12 protein-coding genes, 1 tRNA gene and 1 riboswitch are annotated in these 17,146 nt (G+C 72.2%); of the genes, 2 read left to right on the top strand and 11 right to left on the bottom strand.

Annotated elements, in window-relative coordinates; all coding sequences use genetic code 11:
* The first annotated feature begins 239 nt into the window (after positions 1–239).
* Positions 240–1,904 carry a glycerol-3-phosphate dehydrogenase/oxidase gene (locus AB0C35_RS26485; protein WP_358460899.1) on the top strand — a complete coding sequence of 555 codons (1,665 nt, stop codon included), beginning with the start codon at positions 240–242 and terminating at the stop codon, positions 1,902–1,904.
* Here AB0C35_RS26485 and AB0C35_RS26480 read toward each other — a convergent pair.
* The 11 genes from AB0C35_RS26480 to AB0C35_RS26430 form a co-directional block, all read right to left on the bottom strand.
* Positions 1,901–2,707 carry a MaoC family dehydratase N-terminal domain-containing protein gene (locus AB0C35_RS26480; RefSeq protein ID WP_358460896.1) on the bottom strand — a complete coding sequence of 269 codons (807 nt, stop codon included), beginning with the start codon at positions 2,705–2,707 and terminating at the stop codon, positions 1,901–1,903. The two genes, AB0C35_RS26485 and AB0C35_RS26480, sit on opposite strands and share 4 nt — an antisense overlap.
* A 16-nt stretch (positions 2,708–2,723) precedes the next feature.
* Entirely contained in the window at positions 2,724–3,884 is a 1,161-nt protein-coding gene (locus tag AB0C35_RS26475; protein ID WP_358460893.1) for an NADH:flavin oxidoreductase, read from the bottom strand.
* Positions 3,885–3,886: 2 nt separating this feature from the next.
* Positions 3,887–5,041: an acetyl-CoA C-acetyltransferase gene (locus AB0C35_RS26470; RefSeq protein WP_358460890.1), complete on the bottom strand. Its 1,155-nt coding sequence runs from the start codon at positions 5,039–5,041 to the stop codon at positions 3,887–3,889.
* A gap of 21 nt (positions 5,042–5,062) precedes the next feature.
* Positions 5,063–5,695 carry a TetR/AcrR family transcriptional regulator gene (locus AB0C35_RS26465; RefSeq protein ID WP_358460887.1) on the bottom strand — a complete coding sequence of 211 codons (633 nt, stop codon included), beginning with the start codon at positions 5,693–5,695 and terminating at the stop codon, positions 5,063–5,065.
* A gap of 8 nt (positions 5,696–5,703) precedes the next feature.
* The gene (locus AB0C35_RS26460; RefSeq protein WP_358460884.1) at positions 5,704–6,480 is read right to left on the bottom strand and encodes an SDR family oxidoreductase; all 777 of its coding nucleotides are present in this window, start codon (positions 6,478–6,480) and stop codon (positions 5,704–5,706) included.
* Entirely contained in the window at positions 6,477–7,676 is a 1,200-nt protein-coding gene (locus AB0C35_RS26455) for an acyl-CoA dehydrogenase family protein (RefSeq protein WP_358460881.1), read from the bottom strand. The genes AB0C35_RS26460 and AB0C35_RS26455 overlap by 4 nt, the downstream gene beginning before the upstream one ends.
* A gap of 34 nt (positions 7,677–7,710) precedes the next feature.
* Positions 7,711–9,078 (bottom strand): glycosyltransferase, encoded by a 1,368-nt coding sequence (locus AB0C35_RS26450; protein ID WP_358460878.1) that lies wholly within the window; start codon positions 9,076–9,078, stop codon positions 7,711–7,713.
* Positions 9,062–11,953, bottom strand: coding sequence for a CDP-glycerol glycerophosphotransferase family protein (locus AB0C35_RS26445; protein WP_358460875.1), 2,892 nt, complete (start codon positions 11,951–11,953; stop codon positions 9,062–9,064). The genes AB0C35_RS26450 and AB0C35_RS26445 overlap by 17 nt, the downstream gene beginning before the upstream one ends.
* Before the next feature lie 306 nt (positions 11,954–12,259).
* The gene (locus AB0C35_RS26440; protein ID WP_358460872.1) at positions 12,260–13,024 is read right to left on the bottom strand and encodes a CHAP domain-containing protein; all 765 of its coding nucleotides are present in this window, start codon (positions 13,022–13,024) and stop codon (positions 12,260–12,262) included.
* Between the two features lie 10 nt (positions 13,025–13,034).
* Positions 13,035–13,192, bottom strand: a riboswitch (cyclic di-AMP (ydaO/yuaA leader).
* Positions 13,193–13,645: 453 nt separating this feature from the next.
* Positions 13,646–15,544 carry a SpoIIE family protein phosphatase gene (locus tag AB0C35_RS26435; protein WP_358460869.1) on the bottom strand — a complete coding sequence of 633 codons (1,899 nt, stop codon included), beginning with the start codon at positions 15,542–15,544 and terminating at the stop codon, positions 13,646–13,648.
* 183 nt (positions 15,545–15,727) lie between these two features.
* Positions 15,728–16,411 (bottom strand): hypothetical protein, encoded by a 684-nt coding sequence (locus AB0C35_RS26430; protein WP_358460866.1) that lies wholly within the window; start codon positions 16,409–16,411, stop codon positions 15,728–15,730.
* A 288-nt stretch (positions 16,412–16,699) separates the two neighbouring features.
* On the opposite strand from AB0C35_RS26430, the gene AB0C35_RS26425 reads away from it, so the two are divergent.
* A tRNA-Pro gene (locus tag AB0C35_RS26425) sits at positions 16,700–16,773 on the top strand.
* Positions 16,774–17,146: the final 373 nt, after the last annotated feature.

The following is a 17,146-nucleotide window of genomic DNA, read 5'->3' as shown; positions in this document are numbered from 1 at the left end:
GAACTCCGCCAGAACTGGAACGAAGACCGCCGCTGGAACCCCACCTGGACCGACGAACAACGCCGCACCGGCTACGCCGGCTGGAAGAAGGCCGTCGACCGCACTCTCGACTGGGTCGAGCTCGGCTGACGGCCGGTCAACCGAGTCGCGGCGAGCCGTCGTCCTGCGCGACCCCTGGACGACGGCTCGCCGTAACCCGGCGGCGGGACACTTGACCGATCTCTCTTCGGGAGCAAGCAGTGACATCCGTAGCCCTCGGACCGCGGTACCGCCAGGACACCCTGCGCGACCTCGCCGACACCGAGTTCGACGTCCTGGTCGTCGGCGGCGGCATCGTCGGCGCCGGCACGGCCCTCGACGCGATCTCGCGGGGCCTGTCCGTCGCCCTCGTGGAGGCGCGGGACTGGGCGGCCGGGACGTCCAGCCGTTCCAGCAAGCTGATCCACGGCGGGCTCCGCTATCTCGAACAGCGCGACTTCGGGCTCGTCCGGGAGGCGCTGCGGGAGCGGAGCCTGCTCCTGCACCGGCTCGCTCCGCATCTGGTGCGGCCCGTCCAGTTCCTCTACCCGCTGCGGAACCGGGTGTGGGAGCGGGCGTACGTGAGCGCCGGCGTCACCCTGTACGACTCGATGGGCGGTGCCCGCGCGCTCCCCCGGCACCGGCAGCTGACGCGGCGCGGCGCCCTGCGGGAGGCCCCGGCCCTGCGGTCGGACGCGCTGGTGGGCGCGATCCAGTACTACGACGCGCAGGTGGACGACGCCCGCTACACGATGATGGTCGCCCGGACCGCCGCGCAGTACGGCGCGAAGGTCGCCACCCGTGCGGAGATGACCGGGTTCCTGCGCGAGGGCGAGCGGGTGACCGGCGCCCACGTCCTGGACCTGGAGGGCGGACGGGAGATCGCCGTCCGGGCCCGGCGCGTGGTGTGCGCCACCGGTGTGTGGACGGACGGCGCGCAGGCGATGACCGGGTCGCGGGCCTCGTTCGGCGTCCGGGCGTCCAAGGGCGTCCACCTGGTGGTGCCGCGCGACCGGATCCCGATGGACACCGGCCTGATCACGCGGACGTCCAAGAGCGTGCTGTTCATCATCCCGTGGGGCCGGCACTGGCTGGTCGGGACCACCGACACCCCGCACGAGGACGGCCCGGAGGAGCCCGTAGCCGCCCACACCGACGTCGGCTACCTGCTCGACCAGGCGAACGCCGTGCTGCGGACCCCGCTGACGCATGACGACATCGAGGGCGTGTACGCGGGGCTCCGCCCGCTGCTGTCGGGCGAGATGGACGACACGACCCGGCTGTCGCGCGAGCACGCCGTGGCCGAACCGGTTCCGGGAATGGTCGTGGTCACCGGCGGCAAGTTCACCACCTACCGGGTGATGGCGCGGGACGCGGTGGACGTGGTCGCCGAGGGCCTGGACGACGCCGTCCCCCCGTCGGTCACCGGCCGGCTGCCGATCCTCGGCGCGGTCGGGTTCGAGGTGCTGTGGAACGAGCGGCGCCGCCTCGCCGCCGAGTCCGGCCTGCACGTCGCGCGGGTCGAGCACCTGCTGCACCGGTACGGGTCGTGCGCCCGCGAGGTCCTGGACCTGGTCGCGGACGACCCGGTGCTCGGCGCGCCCGTCCCCGGCGCCGAGGACTACCTGTCCGCCGAGGCCGTCTACGCGGTGACGCACGAGGGGGCGCTGCACCTGGAGGACGTGCTGGCCCGGCGCCTGCGCGTCTCGATCGAGGAGTGGGACGGCGGCATCGCCGCCGCGTCCCATGTGGCGGAGCTTCTCGCGCCCCGGCTGGGCTGGGGCCGCGAGGAGGTCGCCGACGAGATCAAGCGGTACGTGCTGCAGATCGCGGCGGAGCGCCGCGGCGGGCCCGCCGTCCCGGAGACGCCCGTCACCGCCGCCTAGGCGAACGTGGCGGTCATCGCGGTGACGCCGCCCGGGGCCTCGATGGACAGGTCCCCGTCCGGGGACCCGGCGGCGACGAACGGCTGCCGCGCGTAGACGGGCCTGCGGGCACGGAACGACAGTTCCGTCACCTTCAGGCCCGCCCGGCGCGGCAGTTCGAGGCACAGGATCGCGAGCAGCGGCCCGTGGACGACGAGGCCGCCGTGCCCTTCCACCTCGGTCGCGTAGGTCTCGTCGTAGTGGATGCGGTGGGCGTTGTAGGTCAGCGCGCTGAACCGGAACAGCAGCACCGGGTCGGCGGCCATGGGCGACGTCCACGGCGCGTCCGCCTCCGGCGCCTGGAACGACACCTCGGGCGGACGGGAGGCGGCGCCGCCGCTCCGGTAGACGAGGTCCTGCTCCTCCACCGCGATCTCCACGCCGCCGCGCAGGAACGTGTGCCGCACGGTGACGAACAGCATCTCGCCGCTTCGCCCGTTCTTCAGGGCGGTGGAGGCCAGTTCGTCGCGCCGGGTGACGGTGTCCCCGGCGCGCAGGGGCTGATGGATGCGGAACCGCCCGCCGGCGAACATCCTGCTCCGGTCGGGGATCGGCGGGAGGAACCGTCCTTCGCGGGGGTGACCGTCCGCGCCCAGCTCGCGCTGCGCGGGCCGTTCGAGGAAGTGGAGCCACTGCCACAGCGGCGGCAGCTCCTCCCCGGGCGGTTCGGCGTCCAGCACACCGGCCAGCGCCATCGACGGCGCCGGGTCGATGACCTCGACCGTCTCCCGTGGTTCCGGCGCCCACCCCGCGATATCGATCATCGCCCCATCCTCCCGGTCAGGCCGGGATGACGGGACAGTGGGTGCCCTTGTAGATCGTGGGGACGCAGCGGTTGCAGTGGATGCACAGGGACGGTGTGGACGGGTCGGCGGCGATGCGGTTCACCAGATCCGGTTCGCGGAGCAGGGCGCGCGCCATGGCGACGAACTGGAAGCCCTCCGCCATGGCCCTGTCCATGGTCTCGCGATCGGTGATGCCGCCCAGCAGGATCAGCGGCAGGTCGAGTTCGGCGCGGAACTTGCGGGCGTGTTCGAGCAGGTAGGCGTCCTGGTAGGGGTAGACGCGCAGGAACCTCTTGCCGAACATGCGGATGCCGGCGCGCATCAGCGGCTTGTAGCTGGCGGCGAACTCCGGGATGGGCATCTCGCCGCGGAACAGGTACATCGGGTTGAGCAGTGAGCTGCCTGCGGTCAGCTCCAGCGCGTCGACCGTGCCGTCCTGCTGGAGGCGGCGGGCGACGTACAGGCTGTCGTCGATCTCCAGGCCGCCGCGGACGCCGTCGCGCATGTTGAGCTTGGCGGTGACGGCGATGCGGTCGCCGACCTCGTCGCGGACGGCGCGGGCGATGCCGAGCGCGACCTTGGCGCGGTTCTCGATCGGCCCGCCGTAGGCGTCCTTGCGCCGGTTGAGGCGGGGGCTGAGGAACGAGCTGGCCAGATAGTTGTGCCCGAAGTGGATCTCGACGGCGTCGAAGCCCGATTCGATCGCCAGGCGGGCGGCCTCGGCGTGCGCGCGGGTGATCCGCTCGATGTCCCCGGCGGTGGCGACCTTGGTGAAACGCATGCCGAGCGGGTTGAAGAACCTCCCGGCCGAGATGGCGGGCAGTTGATTGGAGCCGGCGTCGGCGACGGGCCCGGCGTGGCCGATCTGCGCGGACGCGGCGGCGCCCTCGGCGTGGACGGCGTCGGTGAGCCGCCGCAGGCCGGGGACGGCGTCGGGCCGCATCCAGATCTGGCCCCGCTCGGTGCGTCCCTCCGGGGCGACCGCGCAGTAGGCGACGGTCGTCATGCCCACTCCCCCGGCGGCGGGCCGGCGATGGTACTCGATCAGGTCGTCGGTCACCACCGCGTCCGGCGTCATCCCCTCGAACGTGGCGGCCTTGATCACGCGGTTGCGCAGGGTGAGCGGCCCGAGCCGGGCCGGTTCGAACACGTCCATCGTCAGAGGCGCTCGATGATGGTGACGTTGGCCTGCCCGCCGCCCTCGCACATGGTCTGGAGGCCGTAGCGGCCGCCGGTGCGCTCCAGCTCGTGCAGGAGGGTGGTCATCAGGCGGGCGCCGGTCGCGCCGAGCGGGTGGCCGAGGGCGATGGCGCCGCCGTTGGGGTTGGTCGTCGCCGGGTCGGCGCCGGTCTCCTTCAGCCAGGCGAGCACGACGGACGCGAACGCCTCGTTGATCTCGACGGCGTCGATGTCGCCGATCGTCATGCCGGTCTTCTTCAGCGCGTACGCGGTGGCGGGAATCGGCGCGGACAGCATCCGGATCGGGGACTCGCCGCGCGCGGAGACGTGGTGGATGCGGGCGCGCGGGGTGAGGCCGTGGTCCTTGACGGCCTGCTCGGACGCGATGAGGAGCGCGGCGGCGCCGTCGGAGATCTGGGACGAGACGGCCGCGGTGAGGCGCCCGCCGTCCACGAGGGTCTTCAGGCCCGCCATCTTCTCCAGGGTGGTGTCGCGGCGCGGCCCCTCGTCGGCGGCGACGCCCTCGTAGGGGGCGATCTCGCGCTCGAACCGTCCCCCGTCGATCGCGCGGATGGCCCGCTGGTGCGACTCGTAGGCGAACGCCTCCATCTCCTCGCGGGAGATGTCCCAGTCGCTGGCGATCATCTCGGCGCCGTTGAACTGCGACACCTCGGCGTCGCCGTAGCGGCGCGTCCAGCCCTTGGAGCCGGCGAACGGCCCCTCGGTGAAGCCGAGCGGCGCGGCGGCCGTCATCGCGGACCCGATCGGGATCTGCGACATGTTCTGCACGCCGCCCGCCACGACCAGGTCGGACGTCCCCGACAGGACCGCCTGAGCGGCGAAGTGCACGGCCTGCTGGGACGAGCCGCACTGCCGGTCGACGGTGACGCCGGGGACCTCCTCGGGCAGCCCCGCGGCGAGCCAGCAGGTGCGGGCGATGTCGCCGGCCTGCGGCCCGAGGGTGTCGACGCAGCCGAACACGACGTCCTCGACCGCTGCCGGGTCGGCCTTCGTGCGGTCCATCAGCGCCGTCAGCACGTGCGCGCCGAGGTCGGCGGGGTGCGCGCCGGACAGGCCGCCGCCGCGCCGCCCGACAGGAGCGCGGACCGCGTCGACGATGTATGCCTCGGCCATGGGGTCCTCCTTAGTACGGACCTAGCTGGTACGGACCTGGCTCGCCTGGATCCCTTCGAGGAACATGGCGAGGTACTGCTTGGCGATGTCGTCGGCGGACAGCCGCCCGCCGGGCTGGTACCAGTTGGCGGCGACCCAGACGGTGTCGCGGATGAACCGGTACACGAGGCTCGGGTCGAGGTCGGCGCGGAACGCGCCCTCCTCCACGCCCCTCTCCAGCAGGGACAGCCACATCTCCTCGAACCTGCGCCGCGACTCGTGCAGGTAGTGGAACCGCTCGCTCGTCGCGAGGTGCTTGGACTCGTTCTGGTAGAGGACGACGGCGGGCCGGTGCCGGTCGATCGACCGGAACGACTCGACGACGATGCCCTCCAGGGTGTCGCGCGCGCTGAGCCCGGCCTCCAGGACGCGGTCGTAGGAGGCCCACATCTCGTCCAGGAAGGTCGAGAGGATCTCGTCGGCCATCGCCTCCTTGGAGTCGAAGTGGTAGTACAGGCTGCCGCCGAGGATGCCGGCGGCGTCGGCCACCTTCCGGACGGTGGTGGCCGAGTACCCCTGGGAGGCGAACACCTCCGCGGCCGTGGCGAGCAGCTCGGCCCGCCGCCCCGCGCGGGCGGCGGCGGTTCCCTCGGCGTCGCGCCTTCGTGGACTCATCGTTCTCCCTATGCGTGCTGAGAGGAGACGGAGACGACCTCACCCGTCATGTACGACGAGTAGTCGCTGGCGAGGAAGACGATGACGTTGGCCACCTCCCACGGCTCCGCGTACCGGCCGAACGCCTCGCGGCGCGTCAGCTCGTCCAGCAGTTCCTCGGAGGTCACCTTCACCAGGTGCGGATGCATCGCGAGGGACGGTGAGACCGCGTTGACGCGGACGCCGAAGTCGGCGGCCTCCAGCGCGCTGCAGCGGGTGAGGGCCATGACGCCCGCCTTGGCGGCGGCGTAGTGGGACTGCCCCTTCTGCGCCCGCCAGCCGATCACCGACGCGTTGTTGACGATGACGCCCGAGCCCCGGTCGCGCATGATCCGCAGGGCGGCGCGCGTGCAGCGCATCGTGCCGGTGAGGGTGATGTCGAGGACGCGGCCCCACTGGTCGTCGGTCATGTCGACCAGGTCGGCGGTCCCGCCGAGGCCCGCGTTGTTGACGGCGACGTCGATGCGCCCGAAGCGCTCCACGGCCAGGTCGTAGAGGGCCTGGACCTGCTCCTCCGACGTCACGTCGCACGGCAGCGAGGCGACCCGGTCGGCGCCGAACTCCTTCTCCAGCTCCTGCGCGGACGCGGTCAGGCGCCGCTCGTGGGCGTCGGAGATCAGGACGCGGGCGCCCTCCTCCAGGCAGCGGCGCGCGGTGGCGCCGCCGATCCCGGCCCCGGCCGCCGCGGTGATCACGACGGCGCGGTCGTCGAGCAGCCCGTGCCCGGGTACGTAGGGCGGGGTCATCCGCGTGCCTCCCTGCTTGCGGCCGGTTCCCGGGGGAGCCCGAGCACCCGCTCGGCGATGATGTTGCGCTGGATCTCGTTCGACCCGGCGTAGATCGTGTCGGAGCGTGAGAACAGGAACAGCCGCTGCCAGTCGTTCAGATCGTAGGGTTCGCCGTCCGCGACCATGCCGGCGGCGCCGAGGACGTCCATGGCCAGCTCGCCCAGTTCGCGGTGCCAGGTGCCCCAGACGAGCTTGGAGATGGACGACTCCGGCCCGGGCGCCCCGGCGGCGACGCCCGCCATGGTCCGCACGGCGTTCAGCCGCATGATCTCCAGGCCCATGTACGACCTGGTCAGACGGTCGCGCAGCAGCGGGTCGCCGATGGCGCCGGTGCGGCGTGCCAGTTCGGCGACGCCCTCGAACTCGCGGCGGAACCCGACCTGCTGTCCGAGCGTCGCGACGCCCCGCTCGAACCCGAGCGTGGCCATCGCGATCTTCCAGCCCTCGCCGGGCGCGCCCACGATGTTGCCCGCGTCGGTGCGGGCGCCGTCGAAGAAGACCTCGTTGAACTCCGAGGTTCCGGTGAGCTGCACGATCGGCCGGATGTCCACGCCGTCCTGCTTCATCGGGACGAGCAGGTACGACAGCCCGCGGTGGCGGGAGGATCCGGGCTCGGTGCGGCAGACGAGGAAGCACCAGTCCGATTCGAGGGCCAGCGACGTCCAGACCTTCTGGCCGTTGACCAGCCAGTGATCGCCGCCGATCTCGGCGCGGGTCTGCACGTTGGCGAGATCGGAGCCGGCGTTGGGCTCGGAGTACCCCTGGCACCACAGTTCCTCGACGGCCACGATCGGCGGGAGGAACCGGGCGCGCTGCTCGTCGGTGCCGAACGCGATGATCGTGGGTCCGAGCAGGTTCTCGCCGATGTGGTTGACCCGGGCGGGCCCGTCGGCCAGCGCGTACTCCTCGTGGAAGATCACCTGCTGCTCGACGGTCGCGCCGCGACCGCCGTGCTCCTCGGGCCAGCCGACGCACGTCCAGCCGGCGGCGGCCATGTGCCGCTCCCAGGCCAGCCGCTCCTCGAACGCCTCGTGCTCGCGTCCGGGCCCGCCGAGCCCGCGGGCGTGCGCGAACTCGCCGGACAGGTTGGCCTCGAGCCAGTCGCGGACCTCGGCGCGGAACGCCCGGTCCGCCGGGGACTCGTTCTGGTTCACGCCGCGAACTCTACCAAACAGTTGTTAGAAAGAATCACCCCCCGGGTGCGGGCTCCGCCGCCCGCTCCGCCGCGGGGCCGTCCGCCGGCCCGGGGACGCGCGCCGCCGTCCGCCCGGCCTCGCCCTCCGCAGCGCCGTCCGCGGCGCCCTCCATGGCGCCCTCCGCGGTGCCGTCCGTCGTGCAGGCCGCGGTGGCCGGCACGGGCCGCTTCGGCATGTCCCTCACCGGTTCCCCCGCGGGCCGCAGGGTGCGGTGGAGGAGATCGAAGAGCCTGTCCCAGCGGGCGAGCACCGCGTCCGGATGGAACCGCAGCACCGACGCGCGGGCCTCGGCGCCCACGGCGCGGCGCAGCTCCGGGTCCCCCATCAGGCGGTCCAGCTCAGCGGCGAACGCGGCGACGTCGCCCGGCTCGACGAGCACGCCGCCCCGGCCGTCCTCGATCAGGGTCCGGACGCCCGGCGCGCAGTCGAACGCGACCGTGGGCAGCCCGTACGCCATCGCCTCCAGCACCGACATCGGGAAGCCCTCGGCCCGCGACGGCAGCGCGAAGACCGACGCCTCGACGAGCGCCTCCTCGACATCGGCGACCACGCCCCGGAACTCCACCGAGCCGGACAGCCCCGCGGCGTCCACCCACTCGCGCAGCTGGTTCTCGTCCGGCCCGCCGCCGTAGACGTGCAGCCGCCAGCCGGGACGGCGCGCCGCGACCCGCTCCCACGCCTCCAGCATCATGTCCACGCCCTTCTCGTACGACAGGCGGCCGACGCAGGCGACGACGGGAAGGTCGAGCGTGGGATGGACGCTCGGGGTGACGTGCAGCGCGTTCGGGATGTAGTCCACGTTGGTCATGCCGTCCCTGGCCCAGGCGTCGGCGTCCTCGGCGGTGAGGACCAGCATCCGGTCCACGTCCGCGTAGTGCTCCTTGACCCGCCGGTACCGCGACGACGCGCGGGTGGCCGCGAACGACTCGTGGCTCATGCCCACGACGCGCAGCCCGGACGTGTCGGCCAGCCTCACCCACTCCATCGCCCACACCTGCCCCACGATGACGACCGAGCCCGGCCCGGCCGCGGCGAAGAGCTCCGACAGGCGGGCGGCGCCGCGCCGCTGGGCCATCGCCCGCCACAGGTCCCGCCCGCGTGCGCGCACGTCGATCCGCTGGCGGAGCCTCTTCGGGCGCCACGCCATCGCGGGCGGACGCCACTCCTCGTGCAGCACCTCGACGGCGTAGGAGCCGTCGCGGCCGTGGTGGTACGACTCCGGCCCGCGGGTGATCCCGACGAGCGTGACGCGGTCGCCGCGTCCCGCCATCAGCCGCGCCATGTGGTGCGCCCAGCGCTGCAGTCCGCCCATGCCGTCGGTGTTGTTGCACACGATGAAGACGTCACGCGGTGCGGCCATTCCTGTTCCCCCTGTGGCGTTGCGGGCGTGCGGGCGGGAAGTAGCGGTCCGCCACCGTCCGGGCGGCGGTGCCCCGGTCGTGCTCGCCGAAGCGCGCGGCGAACGCGCGGCGCCGGCCGGCGTGGAGCGGCTCCGCCTCGTCCAGGCCGGCGAGCGCCGCGACGAGCTCCTCCTCGGTGCGGGTGATCGGCCCGGGCGCGTGCGGCGCCAGGTCGAAGTAGCCGGGGGTGAGGTCCTTGCCGTCCGGGAGGTGCAGGATGATCGGCCGGTCGAGCAGCGCGAAGTCGAACATGATCGAGGAGTGATCGGTGATCAGCGCGTCCGCGAGCAGCAGCAGCGGGGTGACGTCGGACACGGCGCCGGCGTCCCGCATGACCGCGCGGGCGCCGGGCGGGAGGTCGGCCCGGCACAGGTAGTGCGGCCGGATGAGCAGCACGAACCGCTCCCCCAGCTCCCGCGCGAACACCTCCGGGTCGATGGGCGGCTCCAGCACGCCGACCGGACGCCCGCCCGGGCCGGTGGCGAAGGTCGGCGCGTACAGGACGGCGCGGCGGCCGTCGTCCAGCCCGAGCGAGTCCCGCAGGTCGGCGACCTCGGCGGCCAGCTCCGGATCGCCGTCCACCCCGTTGACCAGGGGGTCGTTGCGGGGATAGCCGGCCGGGAGCAGCTCGGAGCGGACACCGAGGCCCCGGCACAGGGTCTCCACGTCGTGCCCGGACCGGACGAGGAAGCAGTCGAAGCGCTCCACCATCCGCCGCAGCCGCGCCCGCTCGGCGGCCGGGGCGCTCTTGAGCCGCGGCTGGTCAACGCCCATCAGCTTGAACGCCGACCCGTGCCAGGTCTGGATGTAGGTGGTCTCGCGCCGCTTGCGGAGGCGGTCCGGATAGCCCTGGTTGTCCACCCAGAACTCGGCGCGCGCGAGGGCCAGGAAATAGGCCCACGAGCCGCGCCGGACCAGCCTGGCGTCGCCGGGGAACCCCTTCGGGGACGAGGCGTACGACCACACCGCCCGCACCGGCCGGCCCGACCGGCGCAGCTCCCGGTGGATGTACTTCGGGTTGTCGGAGTACTGCTTGCCCATGTGGCTCTCGAAGACCACCAGGCCCGTCCGGACGGGCAGCCGGCTCAGCACCCGGTTGAAGACGACGATCTTGGTCCCGCGCGAGGTGAGCGTCCGGCGGACGCGCCGGACCAGGCGCCCCGCACGCCGCCGGGCGGCCCGCCCGGCAGGGGACACGGCGGCGCGGCGCACGACCGCGCCGGTGAGCCGCGCCCCCGGGCTCCCCGCCTCCAGGACGAACGCCAGCTGCCCGCGCCCGGACACGCGCGAACGGAGCCGGTCGGCGGCGAGCCGCGTCAGCCGGGGCCGGACGGGCAGCAGGACGCCGTCCAGCGGCGGCGAGCCCCGTCCCGCGCCGGGCCTCGTCACCACGTCCTCGCCGTCCACCCGCAGGCGGAGCCGCACGTCCCACACCGGGTCGATGAACCCGATCGGCCGGATCCGGCTCGCCGGGTCGAACTCGGCCCGCCAGGCGAGCCGGTCGCCCTCATGCCGGACGGCCGCCCGGACACGCGCCCTGCGGGACGGCCTGCGCCGGTCGCAGAACTCCAGCGTGCCGGACAGCTCGGCGTCCGCGGGGATCCGGTTCAGGGGGTTGAGCACGTCCCCGGCCATCCGGACGCGTCCCGCGCGCATCTCCAGCCGCGTCACCGTGTTGCCCGGGCACAGCTCCTTCAGCGGCCGCTGATGAAAGCCGAGGCCGGTGACGTCCAGGATGCGGCGGCCGAGGGTCCTGCGGGGGCGGCCGGCGCCCCAGAAGACCCGTCCGTCCCGCTCCACGAGCCGCGCGCGCAGCTCGGGCCGGCTGCCGGGGACGTACTCGGCGGCGGCGAGCGCCCCCGCGTGGTCTCCCTCACGTGCCAGGTACGCGGCGATCGCGGACAGCGGATTGGCCTCCTCGAACGCCCGGGGGTCCAGCTCGGCCACATAGCCGGCCGCCAGGTCGAGGAACGCCGCCTGGTAGTCCCGGTCGCGGCCGCGCAGCTCCCGCATGTAGAGCAGCAGGTCGTGGTTGATGAACTTGACGTCCTTGGCCCGCCGGAGATCGTGGGCGCCGCGCAGCGCGAACAGCATGTCGATGCGCCGGTGGATCTCCAGCCGGTCGGCGAAGTTGGCCAGCTCGGCGCGCCTGTTGGAGATGGACGGCGCCGCCGCCGGCTCCCGGACCAGCCAGGTGTAGACCCGGTGCGGGATCAGCGCGGTACAGCCCGCCGCCAGGTACGCCTCGGCGGTGAACAGCAGGTCCTCGTAGTACAGCTCCTCGACGAACCGCAGCCCCTGCTCCTCCAGGAAGCCCCGGCGGTAGGCCTTGTTGGTCGACAGCGTGTCGTAGAGGAGATCGGGATTCTCGCTCAGCGACCCGTACACGGCCCGCCGCTCGTAAAGCCGGGGATACCAGGGGCGGACGCGTCCCTTCGCGTCCCGCGGCCGGTCGAGGAGGACCCGGTCGCACCGGCCCGACACGATGTCGGCGCCGGTGTCCTCGGCAGTGCCGAGCAGGTTGAGGCAGGCGTGCCGGTCCAGGAGGTCGTCGCTGTCGAGGAACATCACGTACCGGCCGGTTGAGGCCTCGATGCCGGTGTTGCGCGGGCGGCCGCAGCCCCCGGAGTTCGACGGCAGGTGGACGGCCCTGACCCGCCCCGGATGCGCGGCGGCGAGCCGGTCGGCGGCCTCCGCGGTGCCGTCGGTGCTCGCGTCGTCGACGATGACCGTCTCGACGGACCCCAGCGACTGCCCCAGTGACGACGCGGCGGCCCGCGGCAGCCTCCGCGCGTCGTTGTAGGCGATCACCACTACACTGACATCCGGGCGCATGGGCTTCCTCTTCACGGCTTGGAGTTCCGGGGGACGCCCCCAGGCCTCCGGCAGTGGCGTCCGATCCGGCCTTCTGCTCTCGGGTCCTCCCTTCCATGCGCCGAACGGACGCGCGTGCAGGATTCCTTTCCAGGAACGCCGCGCTAAGGTCCAAGGGCGATCAAAGCCTGTCAACGGTTGGTATTACCCGCCTTCGGCGGAGACATGGGGCAGATCGGCCACGAACGCCAGAAGGCGCCCGGCGGGATGCCGGGCGCCTTCTGATCATCGGCGCGCGAGTGCGCCGATCGCGGGTCTCGGGATGGATCAGGCCGCGTAGTCGGGGTAGCCGTACCCCACGATCAGGGACTTGTCGCGGACCTTCTTCTGCACCGCGTTGTTGGTGTTGCCCTCGATGGTGCTGACGGTGCCGTCGCCGTTGTCCTTGACGACGATGCCCACGTGGTCGATGGCACTGATGCTGGAGCCCTTGTCCCAGTCGAAGAACACGACCGAGCCGGGCTTGGCCTTCTTGCCCCAGCGGCCGGTGTCCTCGAACCAGGAGGCGTGCTGGACGGTGTAGGCGTCCCAGCCCATGTTCTTGACGCCGGTCTGGGCGCCGAGCCACGAGACGAACATGTCGCACCACTGAGCGCCGTTGTAGGCGTCGACCGAGAAGCCGCCGTCGCGCTGGGCGGTGGCCTTGGCGTGCGGGGTCGAGACGTACCACTCGTGGAACTTGGTCTGGCTGTCCCGGCCCTCGCTGATGCCGACCTGCTCCTCGGCCAGGTCGAGCACCTCGGAGGCCTTCACCGCGCGCGGCGGAACCTTGTAGCCCGCCTCGAGGTAGTCGGCGGCGGAGCGCTCGGCGGACTCGTTCGACGAGACGGTGCCCTGTTCGGCGACGGCGGCCGCCGCCTGGGCGGGGGTCTCGGCCACCGCGTCACCGGTGAGGGGGTTGAAGACCGCGAGCCCGACGGCTCCGGCGAGCACCGCGCTGACGGCGACGCCGACGGCCTTGTCCTCGGCCGTGAACCCGTTCAGGGTGGCCGTGATGTTGTTCAGGGAAAGTCGATCAAAGCGACCGGTCATGCAGGGAATCTCCTTGTCTCCCATGACGCCTACCGGGTTAGCTGACGGATTCGGGCATGGAAGTAGCCCTACGGCGCGACTCTCGGGCGCGCCGATTCACCCCTGGAACCTGGGTCCCCGGCTCCGTACCGGTCGAGTGGACCGGGACGGACTCGGCCTCGCACCGCGGAAGCGGTGCTGGATTTTCGGATTGATCTCAGCGACTGATCTCGATGAGGTGGCGCGCATCTGTGGCGCGCATCGCGTGCGGGTTCCGCTCCGCGATCCTCGGCCGTGTACATGGAACGGCCGGTGGCAACGCATGGGGTGCGTTGCGGGATTCGAATCGAAGGTACCAACCTTCTCAAGGAAAGCAAATCACCGACAAAACTCCGTCTTGCCTGCTCAAAGGCCTTCCAAGACACCACCAACAGTGTCAGGGCCGGATGTCTTCCCGATCATTCGGCGACAGCCCCTCAGCCCCTTTCCACAGGGGGCTCCCGCCCACCAGGGAAAAGGTAAAGAACCCGCGGACGGCGACGGCCGGCACACGGCGTCGCGCCACATGCCGGCCGGTCACGGCCCCCTCACGGGAGACCTAAGTCACACGATGATATTTTCGCAGGTCAAAGATGGTTCTCGTCACTCCACGCGCAGTGCGAAGAGGGTGGTGTCGTCCGCCGCCCGGTCATGCTCCATCCGCGCCAGCACCTCGTCCAGCACCGTCTCCGGCCGCGACGAGCAGTCCCGCAGGATGTCGGTGAGGCGGGCGATCCGCTCGTCCAGATCCGCGTCCCTGCGCTCCACCAGGCCGTCGGTGTAGAGGAAGAGCATGTCGCCGGGGTCGAGGCGGGTGGTCATCATCGTGTACTCCCAGCCCGGCATCGCGCCGAGCATCGGGTCGCGGAAGACCTCCAGCGGCGCCGCCCGCCCGTCCCGGATCAGGATCGGCGGCGGATGCCCCGCGCACGTCCACTCCATGACGCGGCGCGCCGGGTCGAAATGGCCGACGACGGCGGTCCCCGTCGCCGGCGGATCCATGGTGCTCACCAGCTCGTTCAGCCACCCCACCAGCCGTCCCGCCGGCTCCCCCGTGCAGGCGAGGCCCAGCAGCCCGTTACGGCTGCGCGCCATCGCCGCGGCCGCGGGCAGCCCGTGCCCGGCCGCGTCGCCGATGGCGAACAACGCCCGCCCGTCCGGCAGCACGCGGGTCGCGTACCAGTCCCCGCCGATGCGGGCGGTGCTCTCCGCCGCCAGGCTCCGGATCGAGCTGACCAGGCCGGGCAGCCGCTCCGACTCGTCCTCGTCCGGCAGGATCGCACGGCGCAGCGTCACCGCCACCCGCCGCTCCTGCGCCATCCGCTCCTGCTGCTTCAGCATCTGCCGCCGCGTCTCCGCCAGCGCCCGCTCCACCCCGCGCCGCCGCGTGATGTCCTGCGAGACGATGTTGATCGAGACCGGCAGCCCGGAGTCGCCCAGTACCGGCTCGGCGAAGATCCACAGGTGCCGCGGCGTCCCGTCCTGGCCGATCACACGGTGCTCGGCCTCCACCGGCTCCCGCCGCGAGAACATCGTCTGCACGGCCTCCTCGACCAGCGGGAGATCGTCCTCCGCCACGACCTTCGGAAGATCCTGCGGCATCGGCGGAACCTGGTCGGAGGTGAGCCCGTAATTGGCGAGCATCTGCGGCGTCCAGTCCGCGTCCCCGGTCGCCAGGTCCCACTCGCCGAACCCCATCAGGGCGAGCCGCTCGACCCGCTCCAGCCGCCGCACCGTCCGGTCCTCGGCGTAGTGGTACCGCCACGTCGTGCAGAGGCCGGTCGGCACCCGGACGCACCGCACGCTCACCCGGGACGAGCGGGACAGGCCGCCCTGGGCGGTGGAGTAAAGGAAAGAGGAACGTTCCAATCGATTGCCGGACTCCAGCACCTCCACGTAATCGTCGAAGAGCCCGCTCAGCACCGCGCCCGGCTCCGTCTGCAGCAGCCGCAGCCCCTGCAACTCCTCCCTGCCGCGCCCGAACATGTCCCGGGCGACGCCGTTGAGGTCGGCGAAGAGGAAGTCCGTCACATTGCCGTCCGCCCCCCTGACCGGGATCAGATGGGCCGACGAGTCGAGCGTCGCGTCCAGCACCGCCCGCGCCATCGGATCGTCCGGCACCCCGGCGAGCATCTCGGCGTCTCCCGCGGTGTCCTCGGCCGTCACCCGGCGCAGGACCTCCTCGGCCTCCGACAGCACCGCCTGCCGCTCCGCCGTGCCTCCCTCGGCGCGAGGCGCGCGGCGTCCGGCCAACACGGCCCCCACCTGCCCGGCGCCGCCGTCCTTCACCAGCAGGGACGCCGCCTCGGACAGCTCCATGTCCAGGTCCCGGGCGAGCCAGATCAGATGCTGCAGGGCCTCCCCCGTAGGAATCCCGAGCCGCCGCGCCAGCACGACCCGCGCCTCGGACAGCACCGCGCGGTCATGCGCGGCGTCCCGCAGGTCGTCCACGTCCGCAGCGTGCACCCCGGGCTGCCCGAAGGCGCCCTCCGCTTCCGCCAACCCTGACCCCCGTTCGGCGTCACATGCCCTGGGAGAAAAAAGCTACATACGTCAGCGAAGGACTATTCGCCCAGAACCGAGTAAACAGTCCAGATCTTTGCCCGGGTTTTCCGTTGCCACCGCTCGCCCACCGCTTCCGGTGACCCTTCAGGGAGACAACCGTTCCCCGCCATGTGACCCAGGTCACCCTGCCCGGTACACCTGCTCCGTCAGCACCGTGATCCGCGCCGCCGCCGTCCGGAACGACGTCCCCGCCGGATGCAGCGTCAGCACCACCACGATCTTCCGCTCCCCCACCAGCCCGGTCGTGTGCAGCACCGGCCGCCCGAGCCCGAGATCCGGCCGCCACGCCGCCGGCCGCGCCCCCCGGCACGGCCCCGCCGGAGCGTCCCCGAACCCCGACCACCCCTGCTTCACGGCCCACGGACGCTCCAGCGCCCGCGGAATCCCGAACGTCTGATCGAACCCGTCCGTCCCGCACCGCGTCGACTTCCGCAACTGCTCCAGCACGAACTCCCGGTGCGCCTCCGGCGCCTCCTCCAGCAGATACCGGTACGTCCGCACCACATCCCGCGCACTGAGCGCCGTGTACCCCCAGAACCCGGGCTTGTCCGCGGGCGGCGGCGCCGTCTCCCGCAACCCCACCCGCGGCACCATCCGCTCGATGATCTCCTTCTGCCCGCCCCGCCGCCACAACTCGGTCGCCGCCCCGTCGTCGCTCGACCTCAGCATGCCCCTCATCAACGCGCGGTCATCCGCCGAGACCCGATGCTCGCGCATGTAGTCCAGCGCCATCAGGATCTTCACCAGCGAGGCCGACCGAAACGTCTGCTGCGGCCGCCGCTCCACCACCACGCGCCCGGCCACCCGATCGAACACCACAAAGGACGCCCGAACCCCCTCCGGCACCCGCACAACGGCCCGAGAAGCCTCCGGCGTCTCCGACGCCGACCTCCCGGCCTCAGGACTCTCACTCACCGCCCGAGCCCCTCCCCCGCCCCCGCACCCGCACACCAGCCCCAGGCAGACGAGCCCGGCCAGCCCTGCCCGCAAAGACACCATCAGGCCTGCCTACCAGAGATCCGCGGGCCCGTATCTCAGTACGCACGACCCCGCAGACTGCGCTACAGTAATCAAGCCCGCTCAAGCGGGCACCGGGACGTGGCGCAGTTTGGCAGCGCACTTGACTGGGGGTCAAGGGGTCGTGGGTTCAAATCCCGCCGTCCCGACACAGAAACACCAGCTCAGAGGCCGTTTCCTCCACCCGGAGGACCGGCCTCTTGATCGTTTGTTAGCCGTTCGTTAGTGAACTCGGCCGCCCCTCGCGGCACTCGACCGGTTCACACGGGACCAGGAAGACCGGGCATCCGCCCGCTCCGGCCCACCGGATGTTCACACGTCCCGCCGTCGGTCCGTCTGCCCCTCGGCGACCCGCGATCGATCCCGAGTCCTCTCGATCACCCGCACGGGCGGCCCCGCGGGTCGGCGCCGCGAGGTCATCTCACGGCGGCCGGGTCCTTCATGGAACCCGGCCGCCTCCCCTGGGCTACTTCCGGCCCTGCCCCCGCGCCGAGGCGCCCGTTTACGCGTCGATCAGCAACG

The sequence above is a fragment of the Spirillospora sp. NPDC048819 genome (assembly GCF_040650055.1).
GTDB lineage: Bacteria > Actinomycetota > Actinomycetes > Streptosporangiales > Streptosporangiaceae > Spirillospora.
Note: the sequence above shows the minus strand (reverse complement) of the source record. Positions and strands in the feature narration are given on the sequence as shown.

Coding starts and splice junctions, on each gene's coding strand:
- AB0C35_RS26480 (WP_358460896.1), bottom strand. CDS start 2,707: ATGATCGATATCGCGGGGTGGGCGCCGGAACCACGGGAGACGGTCGAG.
- AB0C35_RS26475 (WP_358460893.1), bottom strand. CDS start 3,884: ATGGACGTGTTCGAACCGGCCCGGCTCGGGCCGCTCACCCTGCGCAAC.
- AB0C35_RS26470 (WP_358460890.1), bottom strand. CDS start 5,041: ATGGCCGAGGCATACATCGTCGACGCGGTCCGCGCTCCTGTCGGGCGG.
- AB0C35_RS26465 (WP_358460887.1), bottom strand. CDS start 5,695: ATGAGTCCACGAAGGCGCGACGCCGAGGGAACCGCCGCCGCCCGCGCG.
- AB0C35_RS26460 (WP_358460884.1), bottom strand. CDS start 6,480: ATGACCCCGCCCTACGTACCCGGGCACGGGCTGCTCGACGACCGCGCC.
- AB0C35_RS26450 (WP_358460878.1), bottom strand. CDS start 9,078: ATGGCCGCACCGCGTGACGTCTTCATCGTGTGCAACAACACCGACGGC.
- AB0C35_RS26445 (WP_358460875.1), bottom strand. CDS start 11,953: ATGCGCCCGGATGTCAGTGTAGTGGTGATCGCCTACAACGACGCGCGG.
- AB0C35_RS26440 (WP_358460872.1), bottom strand. CDS start 13,024: ATGACCGGTCGCTTTGATCGACTTTCCCTGAACAACATCACGGCCACC.